The 18,841-nt window shown below is 64.9% G+C and carries 8 protein-coding genes; 1 reads left to right on the top strand and 7 read right to left on the bottom strand.

The genetic code is table 11. From position 1 onward, the window contains the following. Positions 1-70 precede the first annotated feature (70 nt). The gene (locus tag K1X11_RS02615; RefSeq protein ID WP_221032403.1) at positions 71-2,488 is read left to right on the top strand and encodes a glycoside hydrolase family 2 TIM barrel-domain containing protein; all 2,418 of its coding nucleotides are present in this window, start codon (positions 71-73) and stop codon (positions 2,486-2,488) included. Positions 2,489-2,508: 20 nt separating this feature from the next. Here K1X11_RS02615 and K1X11_RS02610 read toward each other — a convergent pair whose 3' ends face one another. From K1X11_RS02610 to K1X11_RS02580, 7 genes are all read right to left on the bottom strand, one after another. Then, positions 2,509-4,005 carry a sialate O-acetylesterase gene (locus K1X11_RS02610; protein ID WP_221032402.1) on the bottom strand — a complete coding sequence of 499 codons (1,497 nt, stop codon included), beginning with the start codon at positions 4,003-4,005 and terminating at the stop codon, positions 2,509-2,511. Positions 4,006-4,096: 91 nt separating this feature from the next. Next, complete coding sequence (locus K1X11_RS02605; protein WP_221032401.1) at positions 4,097-6,637, bottom strand: porin family protein; 2,541 nt, start codon at positions 6,635-6,637, stop codon at positions 4,097-4,099. A 169-nt stretch (positions 6,638-6,806) separates the two neighbouring features. Next, positions 6,807-8,510 (bottom strand): pectate lyase family protein, encoded by a 1,704-nt coding sequence (locus K1X11_RS02600; protein WP_221032400.1) that lies wholly within the window; start codon positions 8,508-8,510, stop codon positions 6,807-6,809. Between the two features lie 41 nt (positions 8,511-8,551). Further along, complete coding sequence (locus K1X11_RS02595; RefSeq protein ID WP_324726174.1) at positions 8,552-9,172, bottom strand: DUF3826 domain-containing protein; 621 nt, start codon at positions 9,170-9,172, stop codon at positions 8,552-8,554. 201 nt (positions 9,173-9,373) lie between these two features. Next, positions 9,374-12,832, bottom strand: a complete 3,459-nt coding sequence (locus K1X11_RS02590; RefSeq protein ID WP_221032398.1) for a TonB-dependent receptor — start codon at positions 12,830-12,832, stop codon at positions 9,374-9,376. A 235-nt stretch (positions 12,833-13,067) separates the two neighbouring features. Next, a complete protein-coding gene (locus K1X11_RS02585) occupies positions 13,068-16,973 on the bottom strand; it encodes a malectin domain-containing carbohydrate-binding protein (protein ID WP_221032397.1) in 3,906 nt (1,301 codons plus the stop codon). Further along, positions 16,970-18,781 carry a sialidase/neuraminidase family protein gene (locus K1X11_RS02580; protein WP_221032396.1) on the bottom strand — a complete coding sequence of 604 codons (1,812 nt, stop codon included), beginning with the start codon at positions 18,779-18,781 and terminating at the stop codon, positions 16,970-16,972. Before K1X11_RS02580 ends, K1X11_RS02585 begins: the two co-directional genes overlap by 4 nt. Positions 18,782-18,841 lie beyond the last annotated feature (60 nt).

The raw sequence follows: 18,841 nt of genomic DNA, 5'->3' as shown, positions 1-18,841 counted from the left end.
GGTCGGGGCGCGCCGGCCGCGCTAGAAAGGGCGGCCTTTGTTGCGATAGTTAAACCCGACCCCGTGCCTGATGTCTCCCTGTATTCTTCCTTCGATTGAGCGCAAACTCTGTTGGCTGGGCTGCTGCCTGCTCGCGTTGGCCGCAACCCTCAGCGGGCGAGCCAGCGACGTGACGGCGTGGAACACCGACTGGAGTTTCGCGCGCGCGGACGAAGCGCCGACCGATAGCGAGGCATGGCATACGGTGCGGGTGCCCCATGATTGGAGCGCGGAACTCGCGCCGGAGGAGGATGCACCGACGGTCGGGCATGGCGGCTTCGCGGTCACGGGCATCGGTTGGTATGAAAAACGATTCGAAGCCCCGCCGGCGTGGCGCGGACGACGCGTGGAGGTCGTCTTTGAAGGTGTTTATATGGACGCGGAGGTCTGGCTCAATGGCGTGCGGTTGGGTGGGCGGCGCAATGGCTGGCTGCCGTGGCGCGTCGAGCTCGGAGAGGCGCTGGAGTGGCGCGGGGCGAACGTGCTGCGCGTGCGGGTGAACAACGGCGATCAGCCCAACGCGCGCTGGTATACGGGCTCGGGCCTGACGCGACCGGTATGGCTGGAGGTGTCGGACCCCGTGCGGATCGTGCCGGACAGCGGTGTCACCACCACACGGATACAACCCGATGGCCGTGCCCGGGTGGCGTTGGGCGCCGAGGTCGAGAATGGCGCGGGGCAGGCGGTAACCGCACAGGTCGTGTGGCGCTTGCGCGGGCCGGATGGCGGCGTGGTGGCCGTGGTGCAGCGGGCGGTGCAGGTGGCGGCAGGTGCGGTGGCCGTGGTGCCGACTACAGTTGAAGTGGCCGCGCCGCAACTGTGGTCGCCGGAGCAGCCGGTGCTGCACACGGTCGAGGTGACGGTGACGGTCAACGGGCGGACGACGGATCGCCGCACGTGGACCACCGGATTGCGCACGGTGGAGGTGTCGGCGAAGGCAGGATTTTTGCTGAACGGCCGACCGCTGAAACTGCTCGGCGGCAACCTGCATGCCGACAACGGACCGCTGGGAGGGGTGGCGCTGGCACGGGCCGAGGAACGCAAAGTCGAGTTGATGAAGGCTGCTGGCTACAACGCCGTGCGCACGGCGCACAATCCGCCATCGCGGGCGTTCCTGGAGGCCTGCGACCGGCTGGGGCTACTGGTCGTCAACGAGCTCTACGACGATTGGTTGAAGAAAAAAACGAAGCAGGCCTACGGACGTTTTCTGGCCGAGGAGTGGCCGGGCGACGTCGCGACCTGGGTGCGGCGCGATCGGCGGCATCCCAGTGTGGTGATGTGGAGTGTGGGCAACGAAATGTTTGAGCGGGCCAACGCGAGTGGGCGGGAACTGGCCGCACAACTGGCAGCGGCGGTGCGGCGGCATGACGGCACGCTGCCGGTGTCGGCCGGCGTGAATGGCGTCGGCGAGAAGCAGGAATGGAGCGTGCTCGACGGCCTGTTCGCAACGTTTGAGGTGGCGGGCTACAACTACGAAGTGGCGGCGCACGCAGCGAGCGATCATGCGCGGCTGCCGGAGCGCGTGATGTATGCGTCGGAGTCGTATCAGTATGAGGCCTACACCAATTGGGCGATCATGCAGGACGCGCCGTATGTGATCGGTGACTTCGTGTGGAGCGTGATGGACTATCTCGGCGAGTCCGGCATCGGGCGGGTGTATCCGACGGGCGAAGAACCGCGGAAGCATTGGGAAGGTTCGCATTGGCCGTGGCGCGGAGCGTATTGCGGCGATCTCGATCTGATCGGCTGGCGCAAGCCCATCTCGTATTATCGGCAAATTGTCTGGGATCGCGGCGAGCGGCTTTACGCGGCGGTTGAAGTGCCGTCACCGGATGGGCAACCCTGGCAGACGACGCCGTGGTCGCTGGTGCCGGAGTTGCCGAGTTGGACCTGGGATGGACGCGAGGGACAAGCACTCACCGTGAACGTCTATTCACGCTGGCCGCGCGTGCGGCTGGAGCTAAACGGGACCGTGGTGGCCGAAATGGCGACCGGTGCGGCGGAGGAATATAAGGCGACCACGACCGTGCCGTATGCTCCGGGGGAACTCGTGGCGGTAGGTTTGGATGCAGCGGGGAACGAGCAGGCAAAGTTCGTATTACGAACATCGGGGCAGGTGGCGGCGCTGCGGGCCGTGGCGGATCGGACCGTGTTACGCGCCGATGGGGAGGATCTGGCGTATGTGGAAATCGAAGCGGTCGACGCGGCCGGAATCGTCCGATTGGACGACACCCGGGTCGTGCGCGTGAGTGTTGAAGGTCCGGGCACCTTGGCGGCGCTCGGCACCGGCGACCCGACGGCGTTGGGCGTTTACACCGAACCGGCGCGGGCGTTGTGGCAGGGCCGGGCCTTGGTCATCGTGCGCACGACGGAGGCGGCGGGACCGATTCGCGTGCGCGTCAGCGCGGACGGATTGCCGGATCGCCTGATCGAATTGGTGAGCCGGTAGGACCGCCTAGCGGTTCGCTCTTAGCGCTCGATTTGCACAGGCCAGGTGTCGGTGCGGAAGGGGACGGCGGGGAGGCCGGCGCTGTTATAGAGATTGGGATCGGCCAACTCGTCCCAGCCGTAACGGATGGCGACGGGGGCGGGAACTTCGGCGGCTTTGAGGAGGACTTTGCCGTCCTCGGTGCTGGCCTCGGCGGGATGAAAAACCTGGTCGGCGCCGGCGAGTTCAAATCCGCGCGCGGGTTGGCCGTCGTGGCGATGCAGGCCGGCCGAGTCGGTGAAGGTGACGGTGACCGTGCCGTCTTCGGCAACCGTGTGGCTGGCGTAGCGCGGGCCGTGGGCCGTGAGCGCATTGAAGCCGTAATCGTGAGCGAGGGCGAGCAACGCGAAGCGGTGGCCGACGTCGGTCTTGTTGGGCGGGTGAATGTCGTGGCGATTGGCGACGAGGTCGGTGGTGCTGATAAAATCGGTGTGCGGCAGATCGAGGCCGGCTTGTTGCATCTCCCAGAACGCGGGCAGAGCTGCCGGCGTCACTTTGGCAGGGAAGCTGTCCCAATCGGAGTAGTTAAACGGCGCCAGCAACGCGGAATAAAACGCCGCTTCGGGTTGATGCCACGCGGTGCGCCACGCGGTGATGAGCGCCCGGAGTTTGGGGGCGTAGAGCTCCACGTCGGCGCTCATTAGATTGGTTTCCCCCTGATACCAGAGGAAGCCGCGGAGGGCGTAGCCGGCGTAGGGCGCAACCATGGACGCGTAGAGTTCGGTGGGCTGCGTGCCGGGCACCCACGCCTGATACGTCAGGTCGCGCGCGGCGGTGATGGTCGGATCGAGGTCAAAGGCCGAGGCCGGCATCCAGGCCTCGATGCGGGTGCCGCCGAAGGACGAATGAATGATGCCCACCGGAACGTCGCCGAGAGCGGCGGCGAGGTCGCGGCCAAAGGTGTAGGCGGCGGCGGATAGCTGCGAATCGCGCAGGGCGTCGGGCGTAGATACCAGCCAGCGCAGTTTGGCGGGGTGGTCCTGCTTCTGATCGGACCGCGGCACGTTGAAGAAACGCAGGCGCGGCTCGTGGGCGGTGGCGATGGTGAGCTCGTGCAGGTCGGTCGGCTTCTGGCCTTTGCGCGGGCCGACCGGCTTTTCCATGTTGGACTGGCCGGAGCAAAACCAGACCTCGCCGACGACCACGTCGTCGTATTTTCGATTTTCGATTTTGGATTCTCGATTGGTGGCGGTGATGTCCAGGTCACGGCCGGTGGAGGCGGTGGCGAGTGGAGAGAGGGTGACGCGCCAGTGGCCCTCGGCGTCGGTCGTGGTGGTGAGCGTTTGATCGGCGAAGGTGACGGTGATGGTCGCGCCGGGGTCGGCGGTGCCCCAGACAGGCGCGGGCTGGTCGCGCTGCAGCACCATGTGATCGGTGAAGAGCCGCGCGGGCTCGAGGGCCGCAAAGGCCGATTGGACGGCGAGATTGAACAGGAGGCACGTGGTGAGGGCGGCGAGGGGCAAACGGGGGCGGAACATGGAGCGGGAATGATGACACGGGGAGCGCGCGGGACGCCACCTGTGATGCGGGGGAGTTTGGCGGGATCGTAGGATGCGGCGCGCGGCCGACTCAAAGCGGCACGTCCACCGAAAGGCTGACAGCGCGGCCGAGCGCGGAGCCGCCGCGGAAGCCGTTGAGGTTGTCGGCAAAGGGAGGCTCTCGGTCGAAGAGGTTATCGATGTTGGCGCTCAGGCGGGTGCCGCGACCGAAGTCGCCCCAGAGCGGCTGGCGCCACCGGTAACCGACGTTAAATTTAAACTCGGTGTAGGCGGGCAAATCTTCGTCGACGATGTTGGTGGCGATGGCACCGGTGTGATTGCCGCGCAGGGTGGCGCTCCAACCGTCGAGCGACCAGGACACGTGTCCGCCGAGACGCCAGTCCGGCGGGTTGAAGCGACTGCCACCTTCGTTGATGAAGGGCACCCCGGGCTGCAGTTCGTAACGGCTGTCGAGGGTGTGGCGCGCGTCGACCTTGATACGGAGGCGGCCAAACGGCTGTTCCGGCAGGCGGTAGTCGAGGGAAAGGCGAAGGTCCTCGGTGACGGCGGAGCCGGCTTCGCCGCCCGTCGTATCGACGGAAAGGATACGGCCGGGCTGGCCGGCGGCGAGGTCTTCGGCCGTGGGGGCGGCGCGCACGACGCGACCGGGGAATGCGCTCTCGTTGTTGATGATGTCCTGCGCCCGGAGTTCATCCTGAAACAAGGGGTCGCGTTCGCGGGTGGCGTAGTCGGCCGAAAAGCGCAGTCCGGTCAGCGCGGGTGGTTGGAGCGTGATGCCGACCTGGGTGCGCGCGGATTCCTCGGGCACAGCGACGATGGACTCGCGCCGCTGGATCTGCACATCGGTGGTGGAGGTAAAACCGCGCCGCGGATCGGTGAGCGTTTCGCCGGTGAGGGAATCCTCGCGCAGTTCGATGAGGGCGCTGTTGTGTTCGGTTTCGGCGGCACGGCGGGCACGCACACTGATCCAGGAGAGAGGCGCCCAGGAAAGGCCAAATTCGTGGCGTTGGGAGCGATCGTCGGCGTCGCTGGTGCGATAGGCGACGGAGCCTTGCAGGTTGAGTTTGTGCAAGCCGGGCCGCGGGCGCTCGCGGTCGATCAACGGCACGTCGAGGTTGCCGGAACCCTCGGCGCTACGGCGGGAGGTGGCGATAAAACGATCGGCGCCATTGTCGGGATTGAGAGTCTCGCGGGCGGTGTCGCGGGCGGAGCCTTTGGCTTGCAGGGAAAGCTGCACCGGGCCGCTGGGGAGCGTCAGAAGCTCACCGTGGGTGCGCAGGTCGATTCGCTGCGTGCGGACCGACTGGCGGCGACTCCGCTCGGTGGTGAGATCGGTGTAGCGGTCGAAGCCGAGCGGCAGAGCGGCGTCATCCACAAAGGGGTTAAAACGCCGGGCGGGATCGGCGGCGGTGAGGGCGGCAGCGAAGGCGGCGTCATCGAGATCGGTGACCACGGTGAATGAGCGATTCTCTTCAAAACCGTAGCCGGCGTTCCAGCGCCAGGTATCGCTCAGGCGACCGTCGAGCTTGAGGCCAAACTGGTCCTTTCGCGTGGACTGGCTTTCGCGCGTGGGGCCGAAGCCGACGTGCACCAGCCCGACCGCCACATCCTCGCCGAAGGGCGAATACGCCGCGGGCACCACGGTGGCGGCCGAGACCGGGGACACCGGGGGCGGTCCGATCCGATCGCTGTCGGAACGGCGGTGGGAGACGTTGACGGTGAAATTCAGCAGCGGGCTGAGCCGATAGTTAAAATCGACGGTGCCGCCGTAACCGGAGGAGGGCCGGGCAAGTTGGCGGTAGGCGGCGGAATCGAAGCGGCGCTGCCCCTGTGCGCCGGAGCCGAGCGCGGGATTGGGCGGGAGGAATTCGGTGAGCGCGGGAGTCGTGGATGCGCCCTCCGGAACGAGCGCGGCCGCGACGGGCACACCGCCGCTCGCGCTAAGCAGATCGAGCTCCCCGTCGACGGCCTGCACCACGGCGGGGCTGCCCCATTCGAGGCGGAGGTCGGAGCCGCCGATCGCGCGATGATCCTGATTCGCGGAGAAAGGGCGATCGGTGGCGAGCAGTGCGGAGGATTGGTTGGCCTCAATGGCCACCATGAGGCGCAGCTTACCGTGCATCTCAGTGACATTAAAACGGGCGTTCTGGCGGCTGCCGCCGCCGGCTTCGCTGAACTGCGTGCGGGCCGAGAGCTTGCGACCGGAGTAGTCCTGCTTGAGGCGGATGTTGATGACCCGACCACGGGCGTAAGCGCCGTGTTGCGGCATGGACCCTTCCAGGCTCACCTCAATGGTTTCGATCATGCTGAAATCCAGCATGGAGGGATCGAGATAGACGGGCTGACCATCGATGAGGACCAGTTGTTCGTCGCCCTCGGCGCCTTCCGGCAGGGTGTCAAAAAACTCGTTCAGGTCGAAGGCCCCCGATTCCTCGAGGTCGGACTCACCGTAGTGCTGAAGGTCCTGCAGGCCGACGGTGTCCGCCACGGTGGCCCGGGACTCATTGACCTCGAGTGCCGCCATTTGGATCACCTCCAGCGCGGGCCCGGCGGGAGGCTCGGGCGCGACCGGCACCGTCTGGGCAAAAACGGTGAGAGGAACGAACAGCAAGGGGGCAAACGGGAGAGCGAATCGCGGCAAGGTGGGGCAAGGTGACGGCATCGGCGGCAGAGACGCGTGGAAGGTGGAAGTGTTTCGTCGAGTGGGCGATTTAACCAAAGAAAAGCCCGGCGCGAGGGCCGGGCTCGAAACGCAAAACAGTGAGGTTAATCCGCCGCGTTTACAGCATGCGCGGGTCGCGGTTGTGAGCGAGGTCGGTCCAGTCGACAGCGGGCGCGCGGGGATCGAGGCCGTTGATAAAATCCTCGATGTTGGTGTAGCCGTCGCCGTTGGCATCGGCGGTGGCATCGGCCGCGTCGTGCGGGTTGAGACCGTGGGCGGTTTCCCACTCATCGGGCAGGCCGTCACCGTCGGCATCGGCGTAGGGAGTTCCCTGATACACGGGGTAACCGCCGACCTGCTCGGGGTTGGTGAGGAAACCGCGGGTGACGCCCTCGGCGAGCTCGTGGACCCACTTCTCGGCATAACGCACATCAGCGGCGCGTTGGCCATCCTCAGCGGTGGCGTGCGCGTCGGCGACCTTGCCGGAGCGGACCATCTCCACGACGCGCTGGTCCACCGCGTCCCGCACGGGCAGGGTGGCGCCGGCGTTGACCAGGACGGCGTTGTAGGAATCGGCGGCGGACTGGATGGTGAGGTGGCTGCGCAGCAGCGGCTCCTCGGCGCGAATCTCGGCGAGGGCCTGGGCAAGCGGCTTCTCCTTCACATCAGGTTGCACGCCACCATCCCAGTTGTCGGCGGTGACGCGGTCATTGCCGACGACCCGGTTGCCGGCGACGTAGGCTTTGCCGAAATTGTCGACCACGGTCTTGGAGCGCTCGGACTCAGGCTTGAGGATGCGGTGGGCGATCGGGGCGTCGGTGGGGGTGCCGGGACCGGGTTTGAAGGTGTTGTTGATGATGTTGTAGAACGAGCGATGGTCACCGCCGTCGACGGTGCGGTGGCGCCAGTTGAAGATCACGTTGTTCACGAGGGTGAAGTCGTAGATCATGCCGACACTGGGATTGCGGCCGGTGTTGGAGGCCCAGAGGTTGTGGTGGAAGGCGCTGTTGTAACCGCCGATGGTGGACCCAAAGGCGTGGTGATAGGTGTTCATCGCTTCCGAGAAGATGGAATGCTGGATGGTGATGTTCACCGTGGGCAGTTTCAGATCCTTGGTCGTAGGATCATTGTCGTGGTCATACATGTGCCGATACATGGACATGTTCTCATCGAGTCCCCACGAAGCGGATACGTGATCGATCATGATGTTGCCGATCGGGTTGCCGCCGATGGAGTCGTTGCGATCGGTGGCATCGAGCGAACCGCGGCGGAAGCGCATGTGGCGGATGACGATGTCGTGCGAGTCGAGTTCGAAGGTGTCTCCGGCGACGCAGACGCCGTCACCGGGCGCGGTGTTGCCGGCGATGGTGATGTAGGGCGCGCGGATACGGATCTTGTTTTCGAGCTGGATGATGCCGGCGACGTTGAAGACCACGATGCGGGGGCCGACGGCTTCACAAGCCTCACGAAGGGAACCGGGGCCGGAGTCGTTGAGATTGGTGACGACGATGACGCGACCACCGCGGCCGCCAAAGCTATACATGCCGCCACCTTCAGCGCCGGGAAAGGCGGGAATGGAGGCCTGCGGGAGGTCGTCCGGCTTTTCGGCGCCGGGGAGGAATGGTTTGCCGCGCGCCGCCCAGGCCGCGAGCTCCTCCTGATGGGAGGCAAAGATGGCGTCGGAACGCGCGTCGGCCGCGGCCTTGCGTTCATCGGTCACGCGTTGGATTTCGGAGGGGATGCGCGGGTAGCCCTGCGCGGTCACGATGGAGGCGCCGACGAGCAGGAGCGCGGCGGTCGCAATAAAACGGATACGGGTCATGGGATTTAGTTACCTTTGTTGCTGCCTGTGAAAACAGAGCGTCAGTTGGCGGCTTTCTTGCGGTCGAACATCGCTTTTTCGGCGGCCTTCATGTCGATGCCGGCCTTGGCGAGGTAGTTGTTGATGCGGCCCTTGTATTTGCCGAACCAACCGTGCTTGGCCTTGGAGGATCCGGCGCTGATGGCGTGTTCGCGGGCCTCGTAGAGCCAGGCGTAAATCTGGCGGGATTGCTCCGGCGTCATGTCGGGCAACATCTCCTGGTAGACGCGGAAGGTCTTGGGGAGCACGCCGTAGGTGAGGCCGTCTTTGACGGCGTCGATTTGCGCGGGCGTGAGGTCGGCGGCCAGCTCACCGAGGAAGAGCGCGATCTGATCGGCCATACGGGCCGTCGCGGTATCGGTAATGCCTTGGGTCAGCGCCTTGCGGGCGGCTTCGTCGCTGAGGGCCTTGGCGGCCTCGAGGTCAGCGTCCCGTTGATCGTGAATGTAGGACAGCGCCTCGTAGTTGCGGGCGATGATGATCGTCACGCGGTCGGCCATGGCGGTATCGGCCAGTTCGAGGCCGTCGACGATCTTGGCGGAGCGTTGGACCAGGGCCTCGGGGGGCGGCGGGAGTGCGTCGGCGGCGCTGACAAAAGCGGGCAGGAGCGCGCACGTTCCCACCAAAGTGGAGAGAGCCAGGAGCCGGCGCGTCGGAGCGGTAAGGGCGAAGGAATGCATAATCTTGCGGGTCGAGTAGGTAGAAAGCCGGTGGCGGGGGAAGCGAAGCGGAAGGAAACGGACGGTAGGGGCGGAAAAAAGCCCGATCCCGGGAAAGGGATCGGGCTTGGTAAAGAACAGGAATGAGGCGGGCAGGTTCCGAAATCAGAACTTACCGTTCACACCGATCGTGATCTGCACGCCGGTGTCGCGGTAGTCGTCCCAACGGGCGTAGTTCGGATAGATGCCAAGGGCGTCGTAACGCTGCTTGTCATTACCTTCCTCGAGCACGTTGCGGGCGCTGATGTAAACGCTCGTCTTCTCGGTCAGGCGGTAGCTGGCGGAGACGTCGACCTTGAGAGAGGCCGGGATGAACTCGCCGACGCTGATGCTGTCGCCGTTGGTGTCGGTGAAGGTGAACTTGTCGCCATTGAAGACGTAGTCACGCCAGGCGGCGCGGACGCTGAGGCTGAAGCGGTCACCGTTGTAGGCGATGCCACCAGTCGAGAGATTGGAGGCGGCCGGACGCGAGCTGAGGCGGTTCGGGTTATTGACGTTCACCGGACGCTCGGAGTGCGAGTAGGTCGCGAAGAACTGGATACGCTTGCCGGCGTCGCCGAGGAAGCTCAGAGCGCGCAGGTCCTGACGGGCATCGAGTTCGTAACCCCAGGCTTCACCGGTGCCGGTGCCGTTCTCGGAGGTGCGGATCTCCCAGTGGCGGTAGGTCTCGTAGTCAAGACCCAGCGTGCCGAGGATCGTCTGGAAGAGCGGATCACCGGCCGTGGTGATGTAGTTCTCGGTGTAGTTCTCGATCTGCTTCAGGTAGCCGGAAATACCGAACTTGCCGCCGAAGTCGTTGTAGTAGCTGAGACCGAGGTCCCAGTTCTTGGAGGATTCGGGGAGGAGGTTCGGGTTGGCGATGGAGATGACGCCCGTGGACGAGAAGGTGCCGTCGCCATTGTCGAGCCGGTCGCTGTCTTCGGTGATGCGGAAGTCATTCTGGTTGCCCGAGAGCACACCGCGGGTGGCGTCTTCAATCGAGATGCGGCCGGAGGTGACGGAGTAGGCGCCCTTGACGACAAACTTCTTGGTCACGTCGTAGGAGACATTGATCGAGTAGTTCGGATCGCCTTCGGACTTGCCGTAGAACTCACCGGTTTTGCGCTCGAGCATGGCGCGTTCGAGGGTGTTGCCGCCCACCGCAGCGGTGGGGTAGGTGATGCCCTTGGAATCCAGATCGGCGCGCAGCGCGGTGCCGGTGGCGTCGGTGGCGAAGAGCGGCGAGCCGCCCTGGTCGAGACGGACGGTGCCGGTGCCGCCGACGAGGGATTCGTTGCGATAGAGGGTGCCGTCGGGATTCTTGATATACTGCCAGCGACCGTCGCCCTGCGGGCCGTAGCCCTCGCGGGTGATGGTCTCGTCGCGCAGGCCAGCAACGAAGTGCAGGCGGTCATCGAGAGCGCTACCCTCGATCTGAGCATACCAGGCCTCGCGGTCCTCGAAGAGGGCCTTGTTCTGACCGATGTTGGACCAGTAGTTTTCCTTGGCGTCGTTTTCGGTGACCTCGAAGTATTCCGGGTTGGCTTCCCAGATGTCGTAGAGCTTGTAGGTGCTCACGAATTGCTGGGGCTGTTGGTTCCAACCGGGGGAGGTGCCGTCGTAAATCGTATCAAGAATGTCGTTACCGGAGATGGTCGGACCGACGTAGGTTTCGCGGTAGCCGGTGCCGAGACCCCACTTGGTCTTGGTGATGTTTTCCTGGCGGATACCGGTCTTGAAGGCGAGGCGAACGACATCCGTCGGGATGAAGTCGAGCTCCCGGCGGATATCCAACTGGTAGAGTTCGTTCTCATCCTCGGACTCGGCGTTGCCGCGCTTGCCGACGATGGACGGGTTACCCCAGTTTTCGAGCTTGGTGTAGTCGATCTCGTTGAGCTCGAGACCGGTGCGATCGTAAACCGAGATCTTGCCGGGGATGCCGTCCACGACGTCGTCGAACTTCAGGGTGCCGACCGACATGGAGACATCGACGCCGGAGAAGTGACCGTTCTCGAAGTCATGGAAGGAGGCGCGGGAACGGGACTGCGAGGCGAGAGCCTTGATGTCCCAACCACCCTTTTGGTAGGTGGCCTTGATGTAGCCGCTGTGGGTCTCGCCGCTCTTGTCGCGGGAGGTGATGTCCTGACCGACGGAGTTGCCCGGGTTGTAGGAACTACCGCTGACGGACTGGGAGGACGTCATGTAGGGCTGCGAATAGGTGTAGTCGGAACCCCAATCGATCGGACGCTGGATACGCCATTGCATGCGGCGGTCCGTGTCGGACGCGTCGTAGGTGGAGTATTGATAGTTACCCGTGAGGGCGAGGCCGTCGAAGGGCTTGTAGTCCACCTTCATCGAGGCCGAGTAGCTCTCGCTGGTGCGCGGGGAGTCGGTCAGAGAGACGCGGGTGAGGAAGGGGTTGTAGGCGCTCAGAGTGCCCTCGGCATTGGAAGGCTCCGTGTTGCGCTCACCACCGAGCGGACGGAGATCGAGCAGGGCGCGACGCGGGTCGTGCTGATACTCGGGGCGCAGACGACGATTGGCGCTGTATTGGCTGAAGCGGGAACCGGTGAGGGTGATGCCCAACTTGTCGTTGACCGGCTTGATGTAGGAGAACTCGAAGCCCGGCTGGCCGGCGTAAACCTTCTTGTCGGTGGCACCCACGACCTTGTCGAGCGGGTTGATGTGCTCGGAGTTGACCACCACGTAAGCCTTGTAGGTGAAGGAAGGCTTGGCGTATTCGAAGGCGGACTTGGAAATCAGGTTGATCTGACCACCGACGGAATTCATCGGCATGTCCGGGGTCGGCACCTTGATCAACTCAACGCGGGAGGCGTTGTTGATCGAAAGCATGTCGAGGGTGACCTGATTGGTCAGGCTGGCCTGGGAGGCCGCGGTGACCGGCACGCCGTCGATCATGATGTTGGTGTCTTCGGCGCCGAAACCGCGGATCGAAATACCGGTGGCGTCGGTCGGGGCCGTGTAGGTGCCACCGTAGTCGAGTTCGATACCCGGGAGGTATTTGATGAACTCACCCACGTTGCCGCCGGGGATCTCACCGAACTCTTCGGTGGAGACGACGTTCTTGATATTGATGGAGGTCTTTTCCGCGTTGATCGCGATTTCGGCGGCGTCTTTGAAGCGGGCGCTCTGCACGACAAATTCGTTGAGGACCACGGTGCCGTCCGCATCGGTGCGGGCACCGCTGCCGAGGTTAAAGTCCTGAGTCACGGAGCCACCGGCGGTGACTTCGACGGTCTCGTCGAGGTTGTCGAGACCGACATACTCAACGTGCAGGGTGGCGGCGCCGGCCGGCACGTTGCGCAGGGTGTATTCACCCAGATTGTTGGTGCGGGCGGAGATGTTGGTGCCCGGAACACGGACGACCACATAAGGCATGTATTTGCCGGTGGCGGAATTGAGCACGCGACCAGAAACGGTGCCGGTGCCAACTTCCTGAGCAAAGAGAACCGCGCTCAGAGCCGAAATCGACGCGGCGAGCAGGAAGCTGCGAGTGAGCTTGCTGATGCTGCGCAGAATCGACACCTGACCATGGCCTCGGAAGGCTTCATTTAGGTTAGTCATGGGGTTAGGTTAGGGATTCGCTGGAGCCGACAGGGATCGGCTAATTGAGGGTTGGGGGACCATCGGTCACCGGGGCATCAATTTTTAGGGGTGAAGCGCCGCGGCGGACGAGATGGGGTAGGGTGGACAGACTCTAACGTATAAAAGCACGATAATCTTCCGGCCTAGCGGAAGAGAGTTCCAGTATCATAATATTGGTGCGAGGAAACACGCAGTCGTCGTCACAATCCCGGAACTATTCGATCAATAGCGCACCGAGCAGTAGCGAGGCGCTGGGCTGATCGAGCTCAAGCCGCAGACGATAGGAGCCCGCGTTGAGGCTGCGGCCGGTGCGGGTGCGGTGGATCGACCACGTCAAATCGGAGGATGGGACGCCGGTCGGATCGAAGGAAATCGGGTCGCGACGGAGCTCTGCGCCGTCCCGATCCAGAATGAGCAAAGTGCCGGTGAGAGCCTCCGGATAAGCATGCTGGTAACTGAACACCAGGCCGTAGCGGTCACCGGCCCCCAGTTCGAGCGGCCACTCCACCGCACTGGTCGTTGCGACCGGTAAAAGCAGGGCGGTCGAGCTATCGGTCCGAGTCACCAACTCGGCCGCGCCGTCGCGGGTCACCTTCTCCGGTTCGACGCTGGTGGCGGGGCGGACTGCACGGGCGATCAGGGCGTAGGGACGATCTGGTGACGCCGGCAGTTCGAGCGTCGCGCCGGAATCGAGGCGCAGGCGCCGCAGCGCGATCGGTGCGCGACCATCGATCGTGACCTGCGCACGGCTGTCCTGCCACGTCTCAAACCAGACCGGTGCGGTGTCGCCGAGGGGCACGGCGTGCACTTCCAAAAAGTCCAAGGCTCGCAACTGCAGCGGACCGGTGGCGGCGGCGGAGACCGCGCGCACGAGGTCGCCGTCGGAGAGATTTTGCGGGAGGCGGAGCAGGGTCGGACCGTTGACCCCACGGACGGAGGCGCCGAGCTGCAGGTGGCCGACGGCGGTCCAAGCGGTGGAGGCTGATGCGAGCTCCAAAAACTGGGCGGCGGCCGGCGCGCGCTCCGGCGCAAAAAACAACACCCCATCCCCGGAGAAATCGACTGTATCACCCGCTTCGATACGCCCGCGCCACAGCGGCAGTGTGACCGGCGCTGCGCCCGCGAGGTCGAGCGAATCGGTGGTCGCGCGGGAACCCGGAAAAGCGAAGGTGGCGAACACCACAGTATCGCGACGGACGCGAAGGGTTGCAGTGTCGCCGCTCAGCGCGAGCCAGGAGGACTCGAGCAGTTTACCGGGCAGGCGCGCAAAGGTGCGGATATCGGTCGGCGAAACGGACCGGCCGGTGTCGAGGCCGCCCTGCAGTTGCCCGGAGTCGGCCCTCACCACCTCCAGCGCCGGCGGTGGAGGCGGCGGCAGGGTCGCGGTCGCCGCGGCGGAATCGGCGGCGGTGGAAATGGCGATGGCGGAGATCACGGCCTGACCGGCGGCGACGCGCGGGAAACGAATCGTGAGCTTGCGGTCCGCGCCCACTTCCACCGGGAAGCGGCGCACGACCGCGCGATCGGGACCGGCAGTAGCGAAGAGATCCAGATCGGTCGCGACGGTGGTGTCGTTGAGCGCGATGTCGAAAAGGCGCCAGCCGGTGGCGTCACCGCCGCCGATGCCATACCACGGCTCGATGAAGTGGAGTTCCACCTCGACCGGACCGGAGGGCACGGTGAAGTCCCAGCCCAGTTCATCGCGACCGTATCGGTAGCTTTGATACAGGGCGTCGTGGGCGGTATCGGTAATGGGGTTGGTGGTGTGACGCTGGCTGCCGAAACGCGGGTCGAGGTTGTCGAAGGCGTGGGCCCAGGAAAGTGAACCCCAGCGGTCACCGGGACTGAGATCGCGGTCGGCGGACCAGGTCGCGCCGAAACGATCTGTGTAATCCGGACCGCCGCAGTTGACGCGGTAGAAGTAGTGGCGGTTGGGGCGGGGAGTTTCGGCGCTCGCCGCGCTAAGGGCATCGGTGAGTTGGGCGACCTTAAAGGCCGGGGCGTCGGGCAGGTGATGGAGGCGCACGAGGTCGCGGGCCACGACCTGGCCGTTCACGCGGCCCTCGGCGTAGAGCACGTTGTAGTGCACCGGCACATCGTCCCAGCGGAAGGGCGTGCCAAACTCACCGCGACGGCGGATGCCGAGGGAGTGGGTGCCGAGGTCGTTGAAGAGCTCCACCTCGTCGCAGTTGGAATACACCACGATAGGGCCGGAGGCATCGGTCGGGGCCGTCCAGCGATCGGGCCAGGTGTGCAGCGGCAGGTAAACCATGGGATCGGTCGCAGGGTCGGCGAAGTGCGAACGATACATGTAGAAGGCGTCGGCGGGTTCGCCCCAGATCGTCATGACGCCCTTGTTGTTGGCCGGGCCGATGTGATCGAGCGGTCGGATGCCGTCGAAGAGTTGTTCACCGTTGGCGCCGAAGTGGCGGCCGGGGTTCATGTGAGTGGTGAAGGGCCAGTGGAAGTGACCGGCGGCGCTCTCGCTCGCGGCTTCACCGAGACGCACCTTGGTTTCCATGAGGGTGGTCATGCGCTCCTCGGAGAGTGGCCCGGCGATGTCGTAGCCGGCCGCATCGTGAAGCCCGAGGCTGCGCCAGGCACCGTATTCGCCAAACAGGCGGGAGGCGCGCAGATCGTCGGCGTAAAGTTGCGGATCACCACCGTAGGTGCCGGTCCAGTTTTGCGGCACATTCCAATCCGTGCCTTCGCCGCCGTTGCAGGTGGTGACGAGGCGCTGCGTCGGGCTGGTGGGATCGAGCTCGCGGATGATGGCGGTGCACTCGGCGGCGAAATCGGCCGGGACGTGGCTCTCGTTTTGCAGGCCGTAGAGCACGAGGGACGGGCTGTTGCGACGTTCGCGCACCCAGTCGCGAAGGAGCGTTTTGAAGTTGGCGCGGAAGGCGTCGTTATCGAACCAGCAGTGGGCGCCGAACTGCGTCCACCACAGCAGCCCCTCGCGGTCCCAGTGTTGGTTGAAGCGCAGGTTGTGGGGATGATGGGCGTCGCGGAAGGCGTTGTAACCGGCGGCGCGCATCATGGCGGCCCGGGCGTCGATCTGGGCATCGGAAAACGCGTGGCTGTTGCCGAGCAGGTGCTCGTAGTCGCAGGTGCCGTTGAGAAAGACCGGCTCGCCGTTGAGATAAAAACGACCGTCGGCTTCCTCGGCGCGCGGCCAGCGGATGGTGCGGATACCGAAGGGGGTGGAGTCGCGGTCGCGGAGTCGGGCGGGTTCGGTGGTGTCGTAGAGTGAAACTTCGACGGTGTAGAGGACGGGGGTATCGAGCGACCAGAGTTGGGGTTGGGTCATTGGCAGCTCGGGAAACTCAAAGCGACCGCTGCTGTTGGGCGCACGCTCCAAGGACGTGCGAACAGATCCCAGCGAGTTGCCGGCAGGGTCGTAGACCCGAGCCTCGATCAGCAGGCGGCGCGCCTGGTCGCTGTGATTGGTGACTTCGGCGGTGAGGTGCAGCGTGGCGGAGTCGGCGTTGGCGGACTCGTCGTTCCAAATGTGCAGACCAAAGGGATCGATGCGCACCGCGTCGGTGACGACGAGATGGACCGGGCGGAAAATGCCGAAAGGTTGGGTGCCCTCGGAGAAGCCGTAAGCGCGTTCGGAACCGCCGCAGACCCATGGCAGATCGCGGATGCCGACCGGATGCTCGGCCTGCACCACCAGGAGGTTGTCGTCACCTACGTGCGCGGCGCTTGTGGCGTCGAGGGTGAAGGTGGTGAGGCCGCCGGCGTGGGTGCCGACGAGCTGGCCGTTTACCCAGACGGTGGCATAGGAACCGACGCCTTCAAAAAAGAGCCAGACACGGCGATCGGGCGCGAGGTCGTCGGCGGTGACGGAGAAGGTGCGACGATACCAAGCGGTGCCGTGACGATCGCCGTGTTTAAGTTGGCGAAAACCTTCATAGCGATCCCAGTTGTGCGGGGTGTCGACGGTGGTCCAGGCAGAGTCGTCGAAGGTGGCTTCTAGCGCACCGGCGGGCATGGGCGTGCCGGTGTCGGCCGCGAAGGAGCGCCAATCGGAATTGAGGTCGCGGGTGACGCGCGGCGCGGCGGTGGCGGTCAGCGCCAGGAGGAGAATTGCAACGGTAAGGCAGAGGGACTTCATTCCTGCGCGAGGGGGGTGATGATGACGTCGTCGATGAGGAACTCGGCCAGCGGCGCGCGGGTGTCGGCACCCGGCCGGTCACGGCCGCCGTAACCACGTTCCCGATACATGCCGGTGCGGAAGGAGAGACGCTCCACGGTGGTGATCGGGTCGGTGAAGTAGGCGGGGCGCGGCAAGGGTGAGGTGCCGTCGATCAACACGGCACAGCGGTCGGCGTCGGGATTGGCGGGAATCTCGAGTTCAAACGCGTGCCATTGGCCGGGCGTATAGGTGCCAGCATCCATCCACTGCGCTTCGTGGCAGGCCCAGATGCGGCCGTCCTCTTCCAGCGCAATGCGCACGGGTCGCAGCCCGGTGGCGTCGAGCAACTCGATCTCCAGGCGCCCGCCGAGCTGTTCGGCGCGAACGCGGAAGGAGATCTTCACGCCATGGGTGGCCGGGAACACCCGCACGGCCCGAGCGTAATCATAGGGATCCTCGTCGCGCAGCGAGAGCACGGCGTTGGTCGCATCGGCCGGATCACGGGCGACACGCACGGGCGCCCAGACCGGGCTGTAGATGTTCCAAGCGGCGGGCAGATGATCCAGCGCGGTGGCGGAGAAATCGTCCTGAACGGGGCCCTCGACCGTGGCGCTGATCGGCGTGGGCACGCGGGCGAACCAGATGTCCTCCTTGTTGACTGAATACACCAGCGGGAAGGCGTGGGCCGCGTCGGGCGGCGTGCCGTTGCCTTCGGCGATACCGCGCACGTATTGCGGGCCCATGTTTTTGAGGTAACCACCAAAACGCTGATCGGGCAGTTCACCGTGCACGGCAAAGAGATCGGTGAAGGTCGTGCTGTCGGCACTGCGCATGAGCGCGAGCGGGTAGCGGTTGCGATTGGTGGGATTGAGCACGACCGCGTAGGCGTCGTCGCTGGTGTGCTGCAGCCAATATTTGGAGCCGTTGTTGGGGAAATCTTCGGCGAAGGACTTCTGTTCCCAACTCTCCCCGCGGTCGTGGCTCACGCCCACCACGCGGTTTTTCCAGATGCTGAGATGAGACCCGTCGGGCCGGGTGACGATGGATCCCGCTTTGCCGCGGAAACGATAAAAGTGGGTGTCGTCGAGCTGCTCCTCCTCCCACCACTGCGCGGTCATGAGTTTGTCGGCGAGCAAGGCTTCACAGGCGGCGATAAAACCAGCGTCGCTGGCCGCGGTGTAGAGCGGGTAAGGCAGCGGGAACTCCGCCGGCGCGGCGCGGTGGGCGTTGGGCCGGATGAAGAAAATCGGGCCGAAGGAACCATCGGCGAACACCTCGCGCACCACGCGGCCGTAGCCCGTGCCGTTGTTAGGCGACGGTTCGGTGCCGAAGAAACCGAGCACGAGCAGGCGACCATCCGGCGCGACGTAGAAGCCCATGCGCTGATGGGCCAGAGCGTAGTGACCGTCGGGGCCGGGGAAGGATGGGAACACGATGCGCGGCGCGGACCAGGTGAGGCCATCGACCGAGGTGGTGAGTGACGTCTGACAGGGTGCCTCGTGTTCGGAGCGCGGACCGCTCAGGTATTCGAGCCAGTATTGACCCTGCCAATACGCCAGCATCGGCGCGTGCAGGTAGGTGTCGGTGAGGCCGTCGGCGTGCGTGGGCGCGGTGCGATTGGCGCGATAGACCTGGATGTTGTGCACACCGACCACCGGGCGCAGTCCGCCGTCGGCGGTCGGCGTGACGGAGCGGTCGCCCGCAAAGCGGACGAGGGGAACGGTGGCTTCCTGGGCGAAAGATGCGGTGGCGATCGCCAGAAGGCTGAGAAAAACGGGACGGATCACTGGACTTAGACGGGGTTGTAGCCGGCCTCGGTGAGGCCGGACCGGGGTCATCGCCCCCGG

The sequence above is a fragment of the Actomonas aquatica genome, assembly GCF_019679435.2.
Taxonomy (GTDB): domain Bacteria; phylum Verrucomicrobiota; class Verrucomicrobiia; order Opitutales; family Opitutaceae; genus Actomonas; species Actomonas aquatica.
The sequence above is the reverse complement of the archived record's forward strand: the minus strand, read 5'-3'. Positions and strand labels throughout refer to the sequence as shown.